Genomic DNA, 16,790 nt, shown 5'->3' with positions numbered 1-16,790 from the left:
AATGCTCATTATTGGCAAAAAGCTCTCGCCGTATGCCCTATTGTCCATATCGGGCCTGCTGGCAGCGTCTGATCAGGCTGTAAAGTGGCTGGTGCAGCAATCAATGGCCTATGGCGAGTATGTTTCGGTGACCCCGTTCTTTAACTGGGTGCACCTATGGAACACCGGTGCCGCATTCAGTCTTTTTGCGAATGGTGGAGGCTGGCAGCGCTACTTTTTTATCGGAATCGCGGTAGTGGTCTCGATTTTTCTGATCAAGCTGATCCTTGAAAATCGTCATAAAGGAGAAGCCATCGCTTACAGTCTTATCCTCGGTGGCGCCATGGGCAACCTGATTGACCGGGTCTTTCGCGGCTATGTTGTGGATTCCTTTGATTTCTATTGGCGAGACTGGCATTGGCCGGCCTTCAACCTGGCTGATATTGCAATTGTCCTCGGTGCCTTACTTTTCGTTTCCAGCAGCTTGTTGGGTAAAAAAGCAAACACCAATGCCGAGTCGGATGGATCTGACTGACACCTACGCCTATACAACACCATGACCGAACTTCCCGACAACATCCTTCACCTGCCGCAATACCAAGTACTGGGCTGCAAATCAACCGACGACGAAATGCACTTCCAGGTGGACGTGCCCGATCCCATCGCCTGCGAGGAATGCGGCGTGCAGGGTGAGTTCGTACGGTTCGGCAAGCGTGACGTTCCCTATCGTGATCTGCCCATCCACGGCAAGCGGGTCACTCTCTGGGTGGTCCGCCGCCGATACACCTGCCGGGCCTGCAAGACAACATTCAGGCCCCAGCTACCGGAGATGGTGGACGGATTCCGTATGACACTGCGGCTGCATGAGTACGTGGAGAAGGAATCCTTCAACCACCCCTACACCTTTGTGGCGGCACAGACCGGCCTGGACGAGAAGACGGTGCGCGACATCTTCAACGCCCGCGCCGAGTTCCTGGGGCGCTGGCACCGCTTCGAGACGCCCCGCATCCTGGGCATTGACGAGCTATACCTGAACAAGCGCTACCGCTGCATTCTGACCAACATTGAGGAGCGAACCCTGCTCGACCTGCTGGCCACCCGCCGCCAGGACGTGGTGACCAACTACCTGATGAAGCTGAAAGACCGGCAGAAGGTCGAGATCGTCAGCATGGACATGTGGAACCCCTACCGGGCAGCGGTCAAGGCTGTGCTGCCCCAGGCCCGTATCGTGGTCGATAAGTTCCATGTGGTGCGCATGGCCAACGATGCCCTAGAGAGAGTGCGCAAGGGCCTCAGAAAGGAGCTGAAACCGTCCCAGAGCCGGACTCTCAAGGGAGACCGGAAAATCCTGCTGAAACGCGCTCACGAAGTCTCAGACCGGGAGCGCCTCATCATGGAGACCTGGACAGGCGCGTTCCCGCAACTGCTGGCCGCCTACGAGCACAAGGAGCGCTTCTACGGCATCTGGGACGCCACCACACGGCTCCAGGCAGAAGCCGCCCTGGACGAGTGGATAGCCACCATCCCGAAGGGCCAAAAGGAAGTCTGGAGCGATCTGGTCAGGGCAGTGGGAAACTGGCGCGAAGAGACCATGACCTACTTCGAGACGGACATGCCCGTCACCAACGCTTACACGGAGTCCATCAACCGACTGGCCAAGGACAAGAACCGTGAAGGGCGCGGTTACTCCTTCGAGGTGATGCGGGCACGAATGCTCTACACCACGAAGCACAAGAAGAAGGCACCGACTGCGAAGGTCTCTCCTTTCTACAAGAAAACCATCGGTTACGGACTGCCGGACTTCGCAGAGGAACTCAACTACGGAGTCGATCTATCAACCATCTGAGGGTGGTATCAGATTGATGGGTGAAGGTGCCCCATCAACCATTAAATCCGTATACCCCGAATTCGAACTGCGCCCCGGTGACCGGGGTAGCAAGCAGGCAGCACAGGGCCGCCAGCGGCGCACGGCGCCGGCAGAAAACAAGGATTGCGCTCACACTTGACCTCTTATTGTTTTATTAGAGAGGAAAATGATGGGTTCAGCGCGGACGCGCCGGCCGCCCAGGCCGGCGGTGTCGGTGAGGAGGAGTATCAGGGAGGTGCAACGGCGCTCACAAATAGCGTCTTCGGATCAATGCCATGCCGATTCGTTATGGCTCGGCACAGGCTCAAAGCTGCGCTCAAAGCACCTCGAACAACGCGGCAGCGCCCATGCCGCCGCCGACGCACATGCTCACTACCACATAGCGCACCTTGCGCCGGCGGCCTTCGAGCAAGGCATGCCCGACCATGCGCGCTCCGCTCATGCCGTAGGGGTGCCCGATCGCGATGGCCCCGCCATTGACGTTGAGGCGGGCCGGATCGATACCCAGGTGTTGTGCGCAATACAGCACCTGGCAGGCGAAGGCTTCGTTGATCTCCCACAGGCCGATGTCCTCGACCCGCAGCCCATGCCGCGCCAGCAGGCGCGGTATCGCCAGCACCGGGCCGATGCCCATTTCCTCCGGCGCCAGGCCGACGACCGCCATGCCCCGGTAGAGCCCCAGCGGCTGGCACCCTGCGCGGGCCGCCCGGGCGCCACTCATCAGCACGCAGGCACTGGCACCGTCGGATAACTGGCTGGCGTTGCCGGCGGTCACGCATCCGCCTTCTATCACCGGTTGCAGCGCCTCGAGATCTTCCAGGCGGGTCTGCGGACGGTTGCCCTCGTCCCGGGCCAGATGCACGCTTTCGCGGGTTTCGCGGCCGCTGGCCTTATCGACGACCTTGCGCTGTGCCGTGACCGGCACGATCTCGTCGGCGAACAGCCCGGCGGCCTGCGCGGCGGCCGTACGTTGCTGCGATAGCAAGGCGTAACGGTCCTGTTCCTGGCGATCGATACCGTAGCGCCTGGCAACATGCTCGGCGGTTTGCAGCATGGGCATATAGGCGTGCTCGCACAGGCGCCGGACCGTAGCGTCCTGAGCGGCGTTGGCGGCCTGCATGTGCGCCTGTTGCACCAGGCTGATCTGCTCCTGGCCGGCGCCGACCACCACCTGCATGCCCTCCCCGCGGATCTGCTGGGCGCCAATGGTGATGGCCATCAAGCCCGAGGCGCACTGCCGGTCGATGGTCTGCCCTGCCACCGACAGCGGCAGGCCTGCCGCCAGGGCGGACAGGCGCGCCGGGTTGATCGCTGCGGTACCGCTTTGCATGGCGGTGCCCAGTACCAGGTCTTCGATTTCCGCGGGTTCGATGCCCGCGCGCTCGACCGCAGCGCGGATGGCAATGGCACTCATGCTCGGTGTGGTGAGGTCGTTGAAGGCGCCGCGCCAGGCCTTGGCGATTGGCGTACGCGCGGTGGATACGATGACGGCGTCTTGCATGGAACGCTTCTCCTTGGACAGTCAGGCCGGCAACAGGCGCTCGTAGGCGCTGCGCAGCCGGGCGGGAATGGCGACCGGGCGGTTGTCGCGCCGATCGACGAAAACATGGGTGAACCGGCCGGCCGCGCAGGCTTGCACTGCGCCCTCGGCGAACACCGCCAGGGCGTACTGCACCGAGCTATGGCCCAGGCGCTCGACGGCGATGCCGACCTCGATGCGCTGCGGAAAGGCCACGGCGGCGAAATAGTCGCAGGCAGACCCGGCCACGTAGGCCACCACCGGGTCGCGATGGATATCCAGGCCAGCCTGCTCGATCAGCCAGGTGTTCACGGCCGTGTCGAAAAAGCCGTAATAAACGACGTTGTTCACATGCCCATACAGGTCGTTGTCGTGCCAGCGCGTGGTGATCGGCTGGAAATAACGGTAGGCGCCGCGCAGCGGGCGTTCCCTGGCCATGTTCAGAACGCCGCCTGGTAGAGCGCCAGGGCATCGGCGAGGGCCACCTTGCGCGGGTTGTTGACCAGCAAGCGTTGCTGTTGCAGCGCATCCTCGGCCAGCAGCGCCAGGCTGTGTCGCGGCACGCCGACATCACGCAACCGGCTGGGCAGCCCGCAGCGGGGTACCAGTTGTTCCAGCTCGTCGATGAACTGATTGCACAGCTCGTGCGGGTCGCCGGGCACCAAGCGCTCGCCCAGCAATGCCGGGGCCAGCGCAGCGTAATCGGCGAATGCCTCGCGGCGGTTGAAGCGCAGCACATGGGGCAGCATCAGTGCGTTGGCCAGGCCATGGGGCACGTGGTAACGCGCGCCCAACGGATACGCCAGCGCATGCACCGCCGCCACAGGGGCATTGGCGAACGCCTGACCGGCCAGGCAGGCGCCCAGCAACATGGCCTGGCGCGCCTCCAGGTTGCCACCGTTGTGCACCGCCTGATGGATGTTGCCCGCCAACAGCGCCAGGGCTTCACGGGCCAGCAGGCTGGACAGCGGATTGCGTTTGAACTGGCTGGTGGTGGCTTCGATGGCATGGACCATGGCGTCGATCCCCGTCGCGGCGGTGCTGGCCGGGGGCAGGCCCAGCGTACGCTCGGCATCGAGCAGGGCCAGGTCGGGCAGCAACAGCGGTGAAATCACCGCCATCTTGGCTGCCTCGCCGGTGGTGATCACGGCGATGGGCGTCACCTCCGAACCGGTCCCGGCCGTGGTCGGTACCTGGATCAGCGGCAGGCGCTGGCCCTTGGCCTGATTGATGCCGTACACCCCGTCCAGGGTCTGGTCGCAGTCGGGATGGGCCAGCAGCGCTACCAGCTTGGCCACATCCATGGAGCTGCCACCGCCGAAACCGACGATCAGTTCCGCGCCGATATGCCGGGCACGGGCCACGGCGGCCAGCACGCAGGCATGGCCGGGGTCGGCGTTGACCTCGCTGAAGATCGCCACGCTCAGGCGCGCCTGGGTGAACCCCGGCAACAGATCATCGAGCATGCCCAGGCTGACGATTCCCGGGTCGGTCACGATCAGTACGCGGCGCACGCCGCGCTGCTGGCACAGCTGCGCCAGGCGCCCGGCGGCGCCGGGCTCGCACAGCAGATGGGCGGTGGTGCTGAAGCTGAAAGGCTGCATGTTCGGGTTCCTCTTGTTCTTGTAGGTGAACCGCCGTAAGGGTCAGAAAGCGAAGTGCGCCTCATCCAGGCTCATCAGGCTCCGGGCGCCGCCGCGCAAAGCCTCGCCGTGGGCACCGGCGCGCGGCAGCAGGCGTCGCCAGTAGAAGTCGGCGGCGTGCAGCTTGGCCTGGTAGAAGGCGCGCTCTTCACTGCCTGCCGCCAGTGCCGTGGCGGCCGTTTCGGCAGCACGCAGCCACAGCGAGGCGAGCAGCACGTAGCCCGAGCAGGCGAGAAAATCCACCGACACCGCGCCGATTTCCTGCGGGTCGCAGCGGCAGGCGTCGAGCACCTCCGCGCTCAGGTTGCGCCACTCCTCAAGGCGCTCGATAACGGCCCGGGCCATGCCGGCAAGCGACTCGGTGCGGCAGCCATGAGCCCATTCGAGCAACTCATCGATCAACAACCTCAATTGTTCGCCACCGTCGCCGAGTACCTTGCGGCGCACCAGGTCGAGCGCCTGGATGCCGTTGGTGCCCTCGTACAACTGAGTGATCCGGCTGTCGCGCATCAGTTGCTCCATGCCCCATTCGCGGATGTAGCCGTGCCCGCCATACAGTTGCACGCCGAGGCTGGCGACCTCCTGGCCGACGTCGGTGAGGAAGGCCTTAACGATGGGGATCAGCAAGGCCGCGCGGCGCCCGGCGGCCGCCTGCACTTCAGGCTGCGCGGCGCCGTGTTCCAGGTCCAGCGCCTGCGCCGCGAAGGCCGCCAGCATGCGGCAGCCCTCGCTGAGGGTCTTCTGGGTCAACAGCATGCGCCGCACATCAGGGTGGACGATGATCGGGTCGGCATTGCGATCGGGCGCAGCCGGCCCGGCCAGACTGCGGCACTGCAGGCGCTCGCGGGCGTAGGCAAGCCCGCCCTGGAACGCTGCCTCGGCGATGCCCAGCCCCTGCAGCCCCACCTGGAAGCGCGCATCGTTCATCATGGTGAACATGCAGGCCAGGCCCTGGTTGGCCTCACCCACCAGCCAGCCACGGGCCCCATCGAAGTTCAGCACGCAGGTCGCCGCGCCCTTGATGCCCATCTTGTGTTCGAGCGCGCCGCATTCGACGGCGTTGCGCGCACCCAGGCCGCCACCCTCGGTGCTTTCGAACTTGGGCACCAGGAACAGGCTGATGCCACGCACGCCGGCCGGTGCATCCGGCAGGCGGGCCAGTACCAGATGGACGATGTTGTCGGTCAGGTCCTGGTCGCCGCCGCTGATGAAGATCTTGCTGCCGCTGATGCGGTAGCTGCCATCGCCCTGGGGTTCGGCGCGGGTGCGCAGCAGCGCGAGGTCGGTACCGGCCTGCGGCTCGGTCAGGCACATGGTGCCGGCCCACTCGCCGCTGACCAGGCGCCCCAGGTAATCGCGCTTGAGCGCGGCGCTGCCGTGCCGGTGCAGGGCCAGCACCGCGCCCTCGGTCAGGCCCGAATAGATCCGGAACGACAACGAGGCGCCCATCAGCATTTCATGGAAGCAGGCGGAGACCATTTGCGGCAGGCCCTGGCCGCCGTATTCCAGCGGCCCGGTCATGCCGGCCCAGCCCTGCGTCACATACTGTTGATAAGCCTGGCGGAAGCCGTCGGGGGTGCGCACCGTGCCGTGCTCCAGCCGGCAGCCTTGCTCATCGCCCTGGCGGTTCAGCGGCGCGACAACCTCGCCGGCAAAGCGCGCGCCTTGTTCGAGGATGCCATCGAGGGTTTCACGGTCCAGCTCATTGCCCAGGCGGGCACAATGGGTGCTGGCGTCGAACACTTCATGCAGGACGAACTGCATGTCACGCAGAGGGGCACGGTAGTTCATGCGCGACCCTCGCGGACATCGGCCAGCTGTTTGCCCTCGGCCACCAGGCGCATCAGCAGCCCGGCCGGGCGCCAGTGCTCGCCGAACAGGCCCTGCAAGCGTTCCAGCCGCGCCAGCAGCAGGCTCAAGCCTTGTTGGTCAGCCCAGTGCATCGGCCCGCCGAGCGCCGCCGGGAAACCATAGCCATGCAGGTACACCCGATCGATGTCGGCACTGCAATCGGCCACCGACTCCTCGAGTATCTTCGCCCCTTCGTTGACCAGCGCCAGCAGGCAGCGCTCGCGGATTTCCTCGTCATCGATCGTGCGCCGGTGCATGCCGAGGCCCTGGGCCACCTTGAACACCAGGGCATCGACCTCGGGGTCATGCTCGGCTTCGCGGCTGCCGGGTGCGTAACGGTAGTAGCCCTGGCCGCTTTTCTGCCCGAAACGCCCCTGCTCGCACAGGGCGTTGTCGACCTGCACCAAGGGCGCCTCCATGCCTGTGCCGGCCAGCTGGCGGGCACGCCATTCCAGGTCGATGCCGACGACGTCATACATGCGGAACGGGCCCATGGCCATGCCGAATGCCTGGAGCGCCTCGTCCACCTGGCGGGGCGTGGCGCCTTCGAGCAACAGCTTGCGCGCTTCGGCGACATAGGTGGCAAGCATGCGGTTGCCAATGAAGCCCGGGCAGTTGCCGGCCACAACCACTTCCTTGCCGATGCGTTGCCCGAGGGCCCGGGCGGCGTCGATGACGGCGGGCGAGGTGCGTGCACCGCGCACCACTTCCAGCAGCTTCATTACATGGGCGGGGCTGAAGAAATGCAGCCCCAGCACCTGTTCGGGCCGACCGGTGACGGCAGCGATGGCGTCGATGTCCAGGGCCGAGGTGTTGCTGGCAAGAATGGCCTGGGCGTTGAGCGTGCGATCCAGGGTGCGGAAGATGTCCTGCTTGAGCGCCAGGTTCTCGTACACCGCTTCGATCACCAGGTCGACGTCGGCCAGATCGGCATAGGCGCCAGCCGCGCATACCCGCGCAAGACACGCATCGGCCTCGGCCTGGTCGATGCGGCCCTTGGTCACCTGCTGCGCCCAGGTCTGCGCGAGCATCGCCAGGCCGGCTTCGGTGGCGCTGGGGTCGTTATCCAGCCACAGCACCGGAAGGCCTGCGCGGGCCAGGCTGATAACGATGCCGCGGCCCATGGTGCCGGCGCCGATCACCGCCGCCTGCCGTACGTTGAAGGGAGTACTCACGGATAAGGCTCCTGATTGTTGTTGTAAAGGGCATTGCCCCCACCCTAGTCAGGCGCCTACTATTTTTGAAATTCTAATTTTCCATCCCATGTATTTTTCACATGAATATCTCAAACTTCGATCTCAACCTGCTGCGCGTGCTGGACATGCTGTTGCGCGAACAGAACGTGTCCCGTGCTGCCGAGCGCCTGGCCCTGACCCAGCCGACCGTGAGCAACGCCCTGGCGCGTCTGCGCGACCTGCTCGGCGATCCGCTGCTGGTACGGGTGGGCCGGAGCATGCGCCCCACGCCGCGTGCCCTGGCCCTGGAAGGCCCGATCCGCGCAGCGCTGCAGCAGATAGAGCAAACCCTCGGTGGCGCTGACAGCTTCGATCCGCAGCTCAGCCACCGGCAATTGCGCATCGCCCTCACCGACTTCGCCGAACAGCTGTGCATGCCGCGCTTGCTGGTGACCCTGCAGACCCAGGCGCCGCATCTGCGCGTGGACGTGCAGCACCTGATGCCCAGCCTTCCCGCCGAAGCGCTCGATCGTGGCGAACTCGACCTGGTACTGGGGCGCTTCGATGAATTGCCGGCGCGCTATGAGCGGCGCCACTGGCGCAGCGAGACCTTGCGCGTGGCGCTGCGCCAGGGCCACCCGGACGTCGAGGGTGCGCTCGACCTGCAAACCTTCCTCGACCTGCGCCACCTGTGGGTGCATGGCGGCCAGACCCGTGGCATGGTCGACCAATGGCTGGCGGAACAGGGCCTGGCCCGGCGCATCGTCTACACCACGCCCAACTACCTGCAGGCAGCGCACCTGGCCGCCAGCTCCGACCTGTGCGTGGTGCTGCCCACCGCGCTGGCGGTGCATTTCGCCCGGCTGCTGCCACTGCAACTGTTCGACCTGCCGTTCGCCCTGGAGCCCTTCCAACTGGAGCTGGTACACCTTGCCCATCGCCAGCACGATCCGGCCCTGGCCTGGCTGGTGGAACGCATCATGGAGATCGGAGCCAGGCCCGCCTGAGCCATCGCATTGCGGCATGGGCTGCCATGCAAGAGTGGTATTGGTTCGGCGAGGAACTCTGTCCTTAGAGTGTTCGCCCCCAGAACAACAAGGATCATCCCATGCGCCTACGCTCACTGCCCTGCCTGCTGGCCCTGGCCCTGCCCTTCGCGGCGTTGGCCGATGTGCCTGCCAAGGACGCCACCGACCTCACCCGCCAGGGCAACCAGCAATGGTTGCAGCGCCTGCCCTTCGCCGACCGCAGCGACTTCGACAATGCCCGTCGCGGCCTGGTCGAAGCGGTGGACCAGGCGGTGCTCAATGCCGACGGCAAACCCGTGTGGGACCTGCAGCGCTACGCTTTCCTCGCGGGCGAGGCCCCGGCCACGGTCAACCCGAGCCTGTGGCGTATCGCCCAGCTCAATACCATCGCCGGGCTGTTCAAGGTCACCGACGGCATCTACCAGGTGCGCGGCCTGGACCTGGCCAACATGACCCTGATCGAAGGCAAGCATGGCCTGATCGTCATGGACCCGCTGCTCTCGGTGGAAACCGCCCGGGCCGGGCTGGCCATGTACTTCCGTCATCGCCCGCAACGGCCGGTGGTGGCGGTGATCTATACGCACCCGCACGTCGATCATTTCGGCGGGGTGCGCGGGTGATCGACGAGGCCGACGTCAAGGCCGGCAAGGTGCAAGTGATCGCCCCCCAGGGCTTCTTCGAGCATGCGGTCAGCGAGAACGTGCTGGCCGGGCCGGCCATGAAACGCCGGGCCCAGTACATGTATGGTGCGCCGCTGCCCCGTGGCCCCCGCGGCCAGGTGGATGCCGGCCTGGGCAAAGGCGTGCCGGCCAATGCCACCGTCAGCCTGATCGCCCCCACGCGGCTGATCGAGCAACCCATCGAGAACCTGACCATCGACGGTGTCGATATCGAGTTCCAGCTGACCCCAGGCACCGAGGCGCCTGCCGAGATGAACCTGTGGTTCCCCGGTTTCAAGGCCCTGTGCATGGCCGAGAACGCCTCCCATGTGCAACACAACATCCTGACCCTGCGCGGTGCCCAGGTGCGCGATGCCAAGCTCTGGGCGCACTACCTGGACCAGTCGCTGCTGCGCTATGGCGACCAGGCCGATGTGGTATTCGCCCAGCATCACTGGCCGACCTGGGGCGGTGCCGCCATCCGCGACTACCTGGCCGACCAGCGCGACATGTACGCGTTCATCGACAGCCAGACCCTGCGCCTGATCAACCGCGGCCTGGGCCCCACCGAGATCGCCGCCGAACTGACCAGCCTGCCGCCGCGGCTGGCCGGCAAATGGTACAGCCGTGATTACTACGGCTCGCTCAGCCACAACGTGCGGGCGGTGTATCAACGCTACATGGGCTTCTACGATGGCAACCCGGCGACCCTCGACCCGTTGCCGCCGAGCGCGGCCGGGGAACGCTACGTCAAGGCCCTGGGCGGCGCCGAGCGGGTGCTGGCCCTGGGCCGGGAAGCCTTTGAGAAGGGTGACTATCGCTGGGTCGCCGAGCTGACCCGCCACCTGGTGTTCGCGCAACCGGACAATACCGCGGCCCGCGAACTGCAGGCCGATGCCCTCGAGCAAATGGGCTACCAAAGCGAGAACGCCACCTGGCGCAACGCGTACCTGACCGGCGCACAGGAACTGCGCAACGGCCTGGCGCCGGCCACCAGCCGGGGCGGCAGCGCCGACGACCTGGTGCGCGCGCTGACGCCGTCGCTGTTCTTCGATTACCTTGGCGTGCGGGTGGACGCGGCCAAGGCCGCCGCGCAGGACCTGACCATCAACTGGCGCTTCACCGATCTGAACGAAGACCACGCCCTGACCCTGCGCAACGGCGTGCTCACCCACCGCGACCATAGCCGGCACGCCCGAGCGGATGTCGAGGTGAACATGAGCAAGGCCACCCTGGACCGCATCGCACTGAAGCAGACCGGTTTTCTCAAGGAAGCGAGCGGCGGCGGGATCGAGATCACTGGCGAGCGCGTGAAGTTCATGCAGTTCATGGCGGGGCTGGACGAAGCGGACGGGCGCTTCAATATCGTCACCCCCTGACCCCGCAACCGCGCCGCTCTACAGTGAGCGGCGCAACCCTGCCCCCAGCACCAGCAGCGCCATGCCCAGGGCGCACAGCGGCACGCTGCAGACCGCGGGAAGCCCTTGCTCGCGGCGCAGCATGCCCAGGCCTCGGCGGTAGACCTCGCGCTCCCGCGCCCGACCGAGCAGCGCCAACAACGCCGCCATGCCGGCGACCAGCAGCAGCTCGCCGCGCCAGGCCAGGCAGGCCACCAGCCACAAGGATACCTGGGTGCGCCGCCAGGCCAGCACCGTACGCTCGGCCTGCAACCCGGCGTCGGCGGAATCTTCAGGCATGCCAACGGCCCCACGACACCGCGACCACCGCCACCCCGGCGAGCGCGCATGCGATGCTCAGCAACGGGACCAGGCGCGGCAGGGGCAGCGGGGCCTGGCGGCGCAACGCGCGCTCCACCATTAGCCAGCGCCAGCCGGCGCCCAGGCTGACCATCAGGCTCGCCAGCAGCAACACCAGCTCCATCGCCACGCGCCCGGCCGTGGGCCAGGCATGGGCGGCGAAGGTCTCGATAGCGATAGCGCCCCCGAGCAAGGCCAGGGCAGTACGGATCCAGGCAAGAAAGGTGCGTTCATTGGCCAGGGTGAAGCGCGGATCGGGCGCCTTGCCCTGCCCCAGCAACCAGCGCGCCCAGGCGCTGTCACGGTGTTCGGAAGCCATCGGTAGTCCTGTGTCAGCGCAGCCCCTGGCTGCGCAATGCGCCGGGCGAAAAATAGGAAGCGCTGGTGCGCACATCGAAGGCATAGGGCCTGGACTGCTCGTTGGTCAGGCCCGACAGCTGGTAGCGACCGCTGCGCAGGTCGTAGATCGCTTCCATGGCATTGACCAGTGTTTGCCCAGTGACGTGGTAGTAGCTGTGGGCCTGCGCCGTGCGCCACAAGCGCCCCTGGTGATCGAAGAAATCCGCCTCGACGATGGCCCAGCTGTCCTCGTCGAGGTAATAGCGGCGGCTGGCATAGATGTGCTTCGCTCCAGGCTTGAGGGTCCCCACCACCTCCCACACCCGATGCAATTCATAGCGGGTGGGCTGCGGATTGACGTGCCCCGTGCCGATCAGCGCGGCGTAGCCGAGCAGCGGCGAGGCCAGGCGGTAGCTGTTGTAGGGTACGTGCAGTTCTTTCTTGCCCACCAGGGTCCACTGGTACAGGTCGGGGGCGCCATTGAACATGTCGCGACTGTCGGCGGTGCGCAGGCTGGCAGTCCCCGGGGTGATGTCGTCGTAGACCAGTGCCGGGATGCGCCGCACCCGCCGCTGGCTGCTGCTGTACAGCCACGACAGCCTTGGCTGCGCCACCTGGTCGAGGGTTTCGTGCAGCACCACGGCGTCGCCCGCCTGGCGCGACGGCGCGGTCAGGCGGTAGCTCAGGTAATACAGCACAGCATCGGCCTGGCCATCATCCAACGCGTCGGGTCGGGCGAACGCCTGTTGCAGGCTGATCGTGGAAAAGCGCCCGTCGCCCCTTGGGGTAATGCTGTCCGAGGCCAGGACATAGCTGCCGTTGCGTGGCCGGGTGAGGTGGTTCCACAGCACCTGCAGGCCGTTGCCGGGCGTGGGAATGCCACCGCTCCGATGAAGCCCTGCACACCGTTGCCATCATTGACCAGGCGGGCAGTGGCAGCATTGTGCCGGACCCACTCGGCAATCTGGGGCGGCACCGCCACACTGCGGTGCGACGGATACACCGGCAGGCGAAACGACTCGGGATAGCGCTGGATCAAGGCCACCTGCCCCGCCGTGAGCTGTTCCCGGTAATGCCGGTAGTTGCCGGCGCTGATCACGTACAGCGGCTGTTCATCGGCGTAGGGATCCAGCGGCGTACCGTTGGCCGCCAGCGGCACCTGCCCGGCCTGCAGACCACCGTTCCAGGCCGGAATGCGGCCGTCGCCGCTGGCCGCCAGCTCGGCCCCCACCGGGGTCAGGCCGGGGGGCAGCGGCGTCGCCCCAAGATGCATGGCCAGCAAGCTGGCGCAGACCAACAGACAGCTGCGCAGCAGCGTGACAGGTTTCATCGGGATTGCCTCTTGTCGTTGTGTTGTCCCGGTCAGGGTTGCCTTGGCCCGCCCTTTCGGGGTGATACTAGGAGCCGCGCTTCGAACCCCACAAATAACGTGTTCGGATACGTGCCATATCAGTTCGGCATAGCCTTGGAACCGCTCCGATGACCCTGAAACAGCTCCGTTACCTGATCGCCATCGTCGAAGCAGGCAGCTTCTCGTCGGCCTCGCGCCGCGCCTATATCGCCCAGCCCGCGCTGAGCAGGCAGATCGGCCTGCTGGAAAGCGAACTGGAAATGCAACTGCTCGACCGCCAGCACGATGGCATCGCCCTGACCGACGCCGGGCGCCAGCTTTACGAGGTCGCGCGCCAGGTGGTGCAGAAACTCGACTCGGTGAAGGACGAGCTGAAATCCAGCCGCGGCGATCCCAAGGGCCACGTGGCCATCTCCATTCCAGCCACCGCAGCCGACCTGCTGCTGCCGGAAATCGTCAGGCGTGCCGAGCAACGCTTCCCCGGCGTGACCCTGACGGTGTGGGATGGCCTCAGCCGCGAAGGCGGCCAGGCCATCGAGCTGGGCAAGGTGGATTTCGGCGTGGTGCCCAATGCCGAAGAACTCGAGAACGTCGAGGCCGACCCGATCTTCATCGAGTCACTGTATTGGGTCGGAGCCTCGGCGCCCGGCGCGCCGGATACCATCACCCTGGCCGAAGCCGCCGCCACCCGGCTGGTGCTGCCGCCGCGGGCGCTGCATCTGCGTCGGCGCGTCGAGCAGGCCGCCATGGAAGCCGGCGTGCCCCTGGCCGCCGCCTATGAACAGCAATCGGCGCCCGGCATCGCCAGCCTGGTGCGCGCCGGCCTGGCGGCGACCATCAGCAACTGGCCGCCGCTAAGCGAACTGCTCGAACCCACGGCGGCACGACGCATCGTCGAGCCGCGCATTAGCCGCACCATCGCCCTGGCGCACTCGCAGCACAAACCCCTGTCGTTCGCCGCCGGTTGCCTGCGCGACCTGGTGCGCAGCGTGCTGGTCGACCTGGTCAACAGCGGGCGCTGGCGCGGCGAACTGATCGGCAAGGAGGCCGAACCGCTCGAGTCCGTGCTGGGTGTTCAGTTGGCCGTCTGAGCCCGCGCCGGCCTGCCTGCGCCAGCCGACTCGCGCAGGCGCTGCAAGGTGCGCTGCGGGTTGAGCGTGGCCAGGCCGACCAGGCCGGCCACCACCAGCACCGCGCCACAGACCAGGAACCCCTGGGCATAGCCCGCCGGGTGCTCGGCACCGGCGCCCTGTACCAGCACGCCGGTGACCACCGGTGCCGCCAGGCCGGCCAGCGAGGCGATGCCATTGCCCATGGCGAGGATGCCACCGCGCTGGGCCGCCGGGGTGAACTCGGCGAGCATCGCCGGCCCTACTGAATACATGACCAGCGCGAGGCCGCCGCTGAAGGTCAGCGCGGCGACCCGCACCGCGGTGCTCAGCCCGGGCAGGATCAGCGACGCCGACAACAGCCCGCCGAGGATCAAGCACACTGAAACGAACACGCCCCGTGCAACCCGCGAAGGCAGGCCGCGGCGCATCAGGCGCTGGGACAACCAGGCCAGCAGCAAGCTCAGCGGCGTGGTCACGACCACGAACATGATGAAGATGCGCCCGGTCTGCAGCGGATCGATACCCAGCCCTGTCTGCAGGTAGCTGGGCACCCAGGTCAGGGTCAGGGCCAGCGACCAGTTGGCGGCGAAGTGGCACAGGTAGTTGCCCAGCACGCTGGGGTCGCCCAGCAGCCGGCGATAGGGAATGGCGGGCTCATCGCTCTTGAGCTGGCTGGCACGCAGGCGTTCCAGGGTGCCCTCCTGGCCCAGCCGCCACCACAGCAGGCACCAGGCCAGGCCGATCAGCGCCAGGATGATGAAATTGGTGCGCCAACCGTAGTGCAGGCTGACCCAGGGGATCATCGCGCCGGCCACCAGCAGTCCCATGGCGCTGCCGGCATGCAGCAGGGCCACCGGAAGGTTGCGCCGGTCATTGGGAAACCACTTGTACAAGGCATGGGTGGCGACCGGTGATGCCGGCCCCTCGCCGATGCCCAGCAGCACCCGGCAGGCGACGATGGCCCACAGCGAGGTGGCGAACAGCATCGGCAACTGGATCAGCGCCCAGAACAGCCCCATGCCCAGCAACAGGGTGCGGGTCGGGCGGCGGTTGGCCATGAAGCCGCCGACCACGGCGGAGATCGCGAAGAACCAATGCAAGGCACCGCCGATCAGGCCGAACTCGGTGGCCGTCAGTCCCAGTTCGGCGCTCATGGGCACCGCCACCAGGCCGATCACCACCTTGTCGAGAAAGTTGACCAGCATCAGCAGGGCCAGCAGCACCGCTACCAGCCAGGCAGTACGGGGGTTGGGCAATGAAGAATCCGCAGTCATGGCGAGTACTCTTGTTATTGTTGTCAGGGTGTTGCCAAGGGGTCGCCATCGACGGCGACCCGTCGGTCAGGCAGGCATCAAGACGCCTTTGGCGATGGTGTTGCGCTGGATTTCGCTGGTGCCGGTGAGGATACGCATCATCCGCGTGGCGCGGAAAATCCACTCCACCGGGTGGCCCTGCATCAACCCGGCCCCACCGTGCACCTGCACTGCCTTGTCGGCGATGCGGAAGGCGGCTTCAGAGACGAACAGCTTGCACATCGGCGCCTGGGTGCGGATATCGCCGCCGGCGTCGTTCACCTGGGCGGTGGCGTAGACCATGCTGCGCGCGGCGTGCAGCTCGGTGGCCATGTCGGCGATCATGTGATTGACCGCCTGGAACATGGCGATCGGCTGGCCGAACTGCTTGCGGCTGCGGGCATGCTCGATGGACAGGTTCAGGGCCAGGCCGGCCAGCCCCAGCAGGGTCGGGCAATGCAGCAGGCGGTTGAGGGTAATGCGCCCCATGGCCAGCTTGAAGCCCTGCCCTTCATCGCCGATCAGGTTGGCCGCCGGCACCCGCACCTGGTCGAGCACGATGTCTCCATGGGCGCCGCCCCCGGACATCACCGAATAGTCACTCTCGATGCGCACACCCGGGGCGGAAAGGTCGACGAAGAACGCCGAAATGCCCTGGGCGCCCTGCCCCGGGCCGGTCACCGCCAGCAGCACGGCGAGGTCGGCGTAGGTGGCACCGGAGATGTAGCGCTTGCTGCCGCTGAGTACATAGTGGTCACCGTCGCGGCGTGCCTGGGTACGAATGGCCGTCGCATCCGAGCCAGCCTCGGCTTCGGTCAGGGCGAAGCACACGGCTTTTTCGGCGCGGCATACCGGTTTCAAGAACGTCTCGACCTGGTAGGGGCTGGCAACCTTGAACAGATGACCGACCCGCGGCGGCCCCGAGAGCTCGCCCAGCACATGGGGCGCGAGCATGGAGCCGGTGAGCACGGTGGCCTCCTTCACCGCGCACAGGTCGGCCACGTTCAGGCCGGCCCCACCCATGCTTTCGGGGAGCATGACGGTGTACAGGCCTTGCTCGCTGGAGCGTTTCCATACCTGCCGCAGCACCGCCTGTGGATGCGGACGCGCCCAGTCCAGCCGGGCCTCCCGCTCCAGCGGAAGAACCTGGTCGCGGACGAAACCCTCGATCGCTTCGATGATCTGCGCAGCCTTTGCACTTGGTTGATACATGGTGAT

General features: G+C 66.3%; 13 protein-coding genes and 2 pseudogenes. 5 read left to right on the top strand and 10 right to left on the bottom strand.

Annotation, left to right across the window (positions count from 1 at the left end):
- Position 1 precedes the first annotated feature (1 nt).
- Both lspA and CSV86_RS10515 read left to right on the top strand, forming a co-directional pair.
- The gene (gene lspA, locus CSV86_RS10520) at positions 2-514 is read left to right on the top strand and encodes a signal peptidase II (protein ID WP_003821921.1); all 513 of its coding nucleotides are present in this window, start codon (positions 2-4) and stop codon (positions 512-514) included.
- 21 nt (positions 515-535) lie between these two features.
- Positions 536-1,825 (top strand): ISL3-like element ISPpu12 family transposase, encoded by a 1,290-nt coding sequence (locus CSV86_RS10515; RefSeq protein WP_004574636.1) that lies wholly within the window; start codon positions 536-538, stop codon positions 1,823-1,825.
- A gap of 337 nt (positions 1,826-2,162) precedes the next feature.
- Here CSV86_RS10515 and CSV86_RS10510 read toward each other — a convergent pair whose 3' ends face one another.
- Genes CSV86_RS10510 through CSV86_RS10490 form a run of 5 tightly spaced genes read right to left on the bottom strand, consistent with a single transcriptional unit; the run spans position 2,163 to position 8,034 of the window.
- On the bottom strand, positions 2,163-3,347 hold the full coding sequence (locus CSV86_RS10510; protein ID WP_009402850.1) for an acetyl-CoA C-acyltransferase: 1,185 nt from the start codon (positions 3,345-3,347) through the stop codon (positions 2,163-2,165).
- Between the two features lie 21 nt (positions 3,348-3,368).
- A complete protein-coding gene (locus CSV86_RS10505) occupies positions 3,369-3,803 on the bottom strand; it encodes an acyl-CoA thioesterase (RefSeq protein ID WP_009402849.1) in 435 nt (144 codons plus the stop codon).
- A gap of 2 nt (positions 3,804-3,805) precedes the next feature.
- Positions 3,806-4,969: an iron-containing alcohol dehydrogenase gene (locus CSV86_RS10500; RefSeq protein WP_009402847.1), complete on the bottom strand. Its 1,164-nt coding sequence runs from the start codon at positions 4,967-4,969 to the stop codon at positions 3,806-3,808.
- Between the two features lie 42 nt (positions 4,970-5,011).
- A complete protein-coding gene (locus tag CSV86_RS10495; RefSeq protein WP_009402846.1) occupies positions 5,012-6,799 on the bottom strand; it encodes an acyl-CoA dehydrogenase C-terminal domain-containing protein in 1,788 nt (595 codons plus the stop codon).
- The gene (locus CSV86_RS10490) at positions 6,796-8,034 is read right to left on the bottom strand and encodes a 3-hydroxyacyl-CoA dehydrogenase (RefSeq protein ID WP_009402845.1); all 1,239 of its coding nucleotides are present in this window, start codon (positions 8,032-8,034) and stop codon (positions 6,796-6,798) included. Before CSV86_RS10490 ends, CSV86_RS10495 begins: the two co-directional genes overlap by 4 nt.
- 101 nt (positions 8,035-8,135) lie before the next feature.
- Here CSV86_RS10490 and CSV86_RS10485 point away from each other — a divergent pair, with 101 nt between their 5' ends.
- Together CSV86_RS10485 and CSV86_RS10480 are read left to right on the top strand one after the other, a co-directional pair.
- Complete coding sequence (locus CSV86_RS10485) at positions 8,136-9,041, top strand: LysR family transcriptional regulator (RefSeq protein ID WP_009402843.1); 906 nt, start codon at positions 8,136-8,138, stop codon at positions 9,039-9,041.
- A gap of 101 nt (positions 9,042-9,142) precedes the next feature.
- Positions 9,143-11,100 (top strand): annotated as a pseudogene (locus CSV86_RS10480) (alkyl/aryl-sulfatase).
- Positions 11,101-11,118: 18 nt separating this feature from the next.
- Here the strand turns inward: CSV86_RS10480 and CSV86_RS10475 are convergent.
- From CSV86_RS10475 to CSV86_RS10465, 3 genes and pseudogenes are all read right to left on the bottom strand, one after another.
- On the bottom strand, positions 11,119-11,418 hold the full coding sequence (locus tag CSV86_RS10475; RefSeq protein ID WP_009402841.1) for a DUF202 domain-containing protein: 300 nt from the start codon (positions 11,416-11,418) through the stop codon (positions 11,119-11,121).
- Positions 11,411-11,797: a YidH family protein gene (locus CSV86_RS10470; protein ID WP_009402840.1), complete on the bottom strand. Its 387-nt coding sequence runs from the start codon at positions 11,795-11,797 to the stop codon at positions 11,411-11,413. The genes CSV86_RS10475 and CSV86_RS10470 overlap by 8 nt, the downstream gene beginning before the upstream one ends.
- A 13-nt stretch (positions 11,798-11,810) precedes the next feature.
- Positions 11,811-13,147 (bottom strand): annotated as a pseudogene (locus tag CSV86_RS10465) (DUF1329 domain-containing protein).
- Positions 13,148-13,296: 149 nt separating this feature from the next.
- On the opposite strand from CSV86_RS10465, the gene CSV86_RS10460 reads away from it, so the two are divergent.
- A complete protein-coding gene (locus CSV86_RS10460) occupies positions 13,297-14,259 on the top strand; it encodes a LysR family transcriptional regulator (protein WP_009402838.1) in 963 nt (320 codons plus the stop codon).
- Here the strand turns inward: CSV86_RS10460 and CSV86_RS10455 are convergent.
- Together CSV86_RS10455 and CSV86_RS10450 are read right to left on the bottom strand one after the other, a co-directional pair.
- Positions 14,244-15,554 (bottom strand): MFS transporter, encoded by a 1,311-nt coding sequence (locus CSV86_RS10455; RefSeq protein WP_009402836.1) that lies wholly within the window; start codon positions 15,552-15,554, stop codon positions 14,244-14,246. The two genes, CSV86_RS10460 and CSV86_RS10455, sit on opposite strands and share 16 nt — an antisense overlap.
- Before the next feature lie 66 nt (positions 15,555-15,620).
- Positions 15,621-16,784, bottom strand: a complete 1,164-nt coding sequence (locus CSV86_RS10450; protein WP_009402834.1) for an acyl-CoA dehydrogenase family protein — start codon at positions 16,782-16,784, stop codon at positions 15,621-15,623.
- Positions 16,785-16,790 lie beyond the last annotated feature (6 nt).

It is taken from the genome of Pseudomonas bharatica CSV86, from assembly GCF_000319305.2.
Lineage (GTDB): Bacteria > Pseudomonadota > Gammaproteobacteria > Pseudomonadales > Pseudomonadaceae > Aquipseudomonas > Aquipseudomonas bharatica.
Note: the sequence above shows the minus strand (reverse complement) of the source record. Positions and strands in the feature narration are given on the sequence as shown.

What these genes read in the sequence shown, in the direction of transcription:
- CSV86_RS10485 (WP_009402843.1), top strand. Translation starts at nt 8,136, where the DNA reads ATGAATATCTCAAACTTCGATCTCAACCTGCTGCGCGTGCTGGACATG.
- CSV86_RS10450 (WP_009402834.1), bottom strand. Translation starts at nt 16,784, where the DNA reads ATGTATCAACCAAGTGCAAAGGCTGCGCAGATCATCGAAGCGATCGAG.
- CSV86_RS10500 (WP_009402847.1), bottom strand. Translation starts at nt 4,969, where the DNA reads ATGCAGCCTTTCAGCTTCAGCACCACCGCCCATCTGCTGTGCGAGCCC.
- CSV86_RS10515 (WP_004574636.1), top strand. Translation starts at nt 536, where the DNA reads ATGACCGAACTTCCCGACAACATCCTTCACCTGCCGCAATACCAAGTA.
- CSV86_RS10510 (WP_009402850.1), bottom strand. Translation starts at nt 3,347, where the DNA reads ATGCAAGACGCCGTCATCGTATCCACCGCGCGTACGCCAATCGCCAAG.
- CSV86_RS10460 (WP_009402838.1), top strand. Translation starts at nt 13,297, where the DNA reads ATGACCCTGAAACAGCTCCGTTACCTGATCGCCATCGTCGAAGCAGGC.
- CSV86_RS10505 (WP_009402849.1), bottom strand. Translation starts at nt 3,803, where the DNA reads ATGGCCAGGGAACGCCCGCTGCGCGGCGCCTACCGTTATTTCCAGCCG.
- CSV86_RS10495 (WP_009402846.1), bottom strand. Translation starts at nt 6,799, where the DNA reads ATGAACTACCGTGCCCCTCTGCGTGACATGCAGTTCGTCCTGCATGAA.
- lspA (WP_003821921.1), top strand. Translation starts at nt 2, where the DNA reads ATGCTCATTATTGGCAAAAAGCTCTCGCCGTATGCCCTATTGTCCATA.
- CSV86_RS10455 (WP_009402836.1), bottom strand. Translation starts at nt 15,554, where the DNA reads ATGACTGCGGATTCTTCATTGCCCAACCCCCGTACTGCCTGGCTGGTA.
- CSV86_RS10470 (WP_009402840.1), bottom strand. Translation starts at nt 11,797, where the DNA reads ATGGCTTCCGAACACCGTGACAGCGCCTGGGCGCGCTGGTTGCTGGGG.
- CSV86_RS10475 (WP_009402841.1), bottom strand. Translation starts at nt 11,418, where the DNA reads ATGCCTGAAGATTCCGCCGACGCCGGGTTGCAGGCCGAGCGTACGGTG.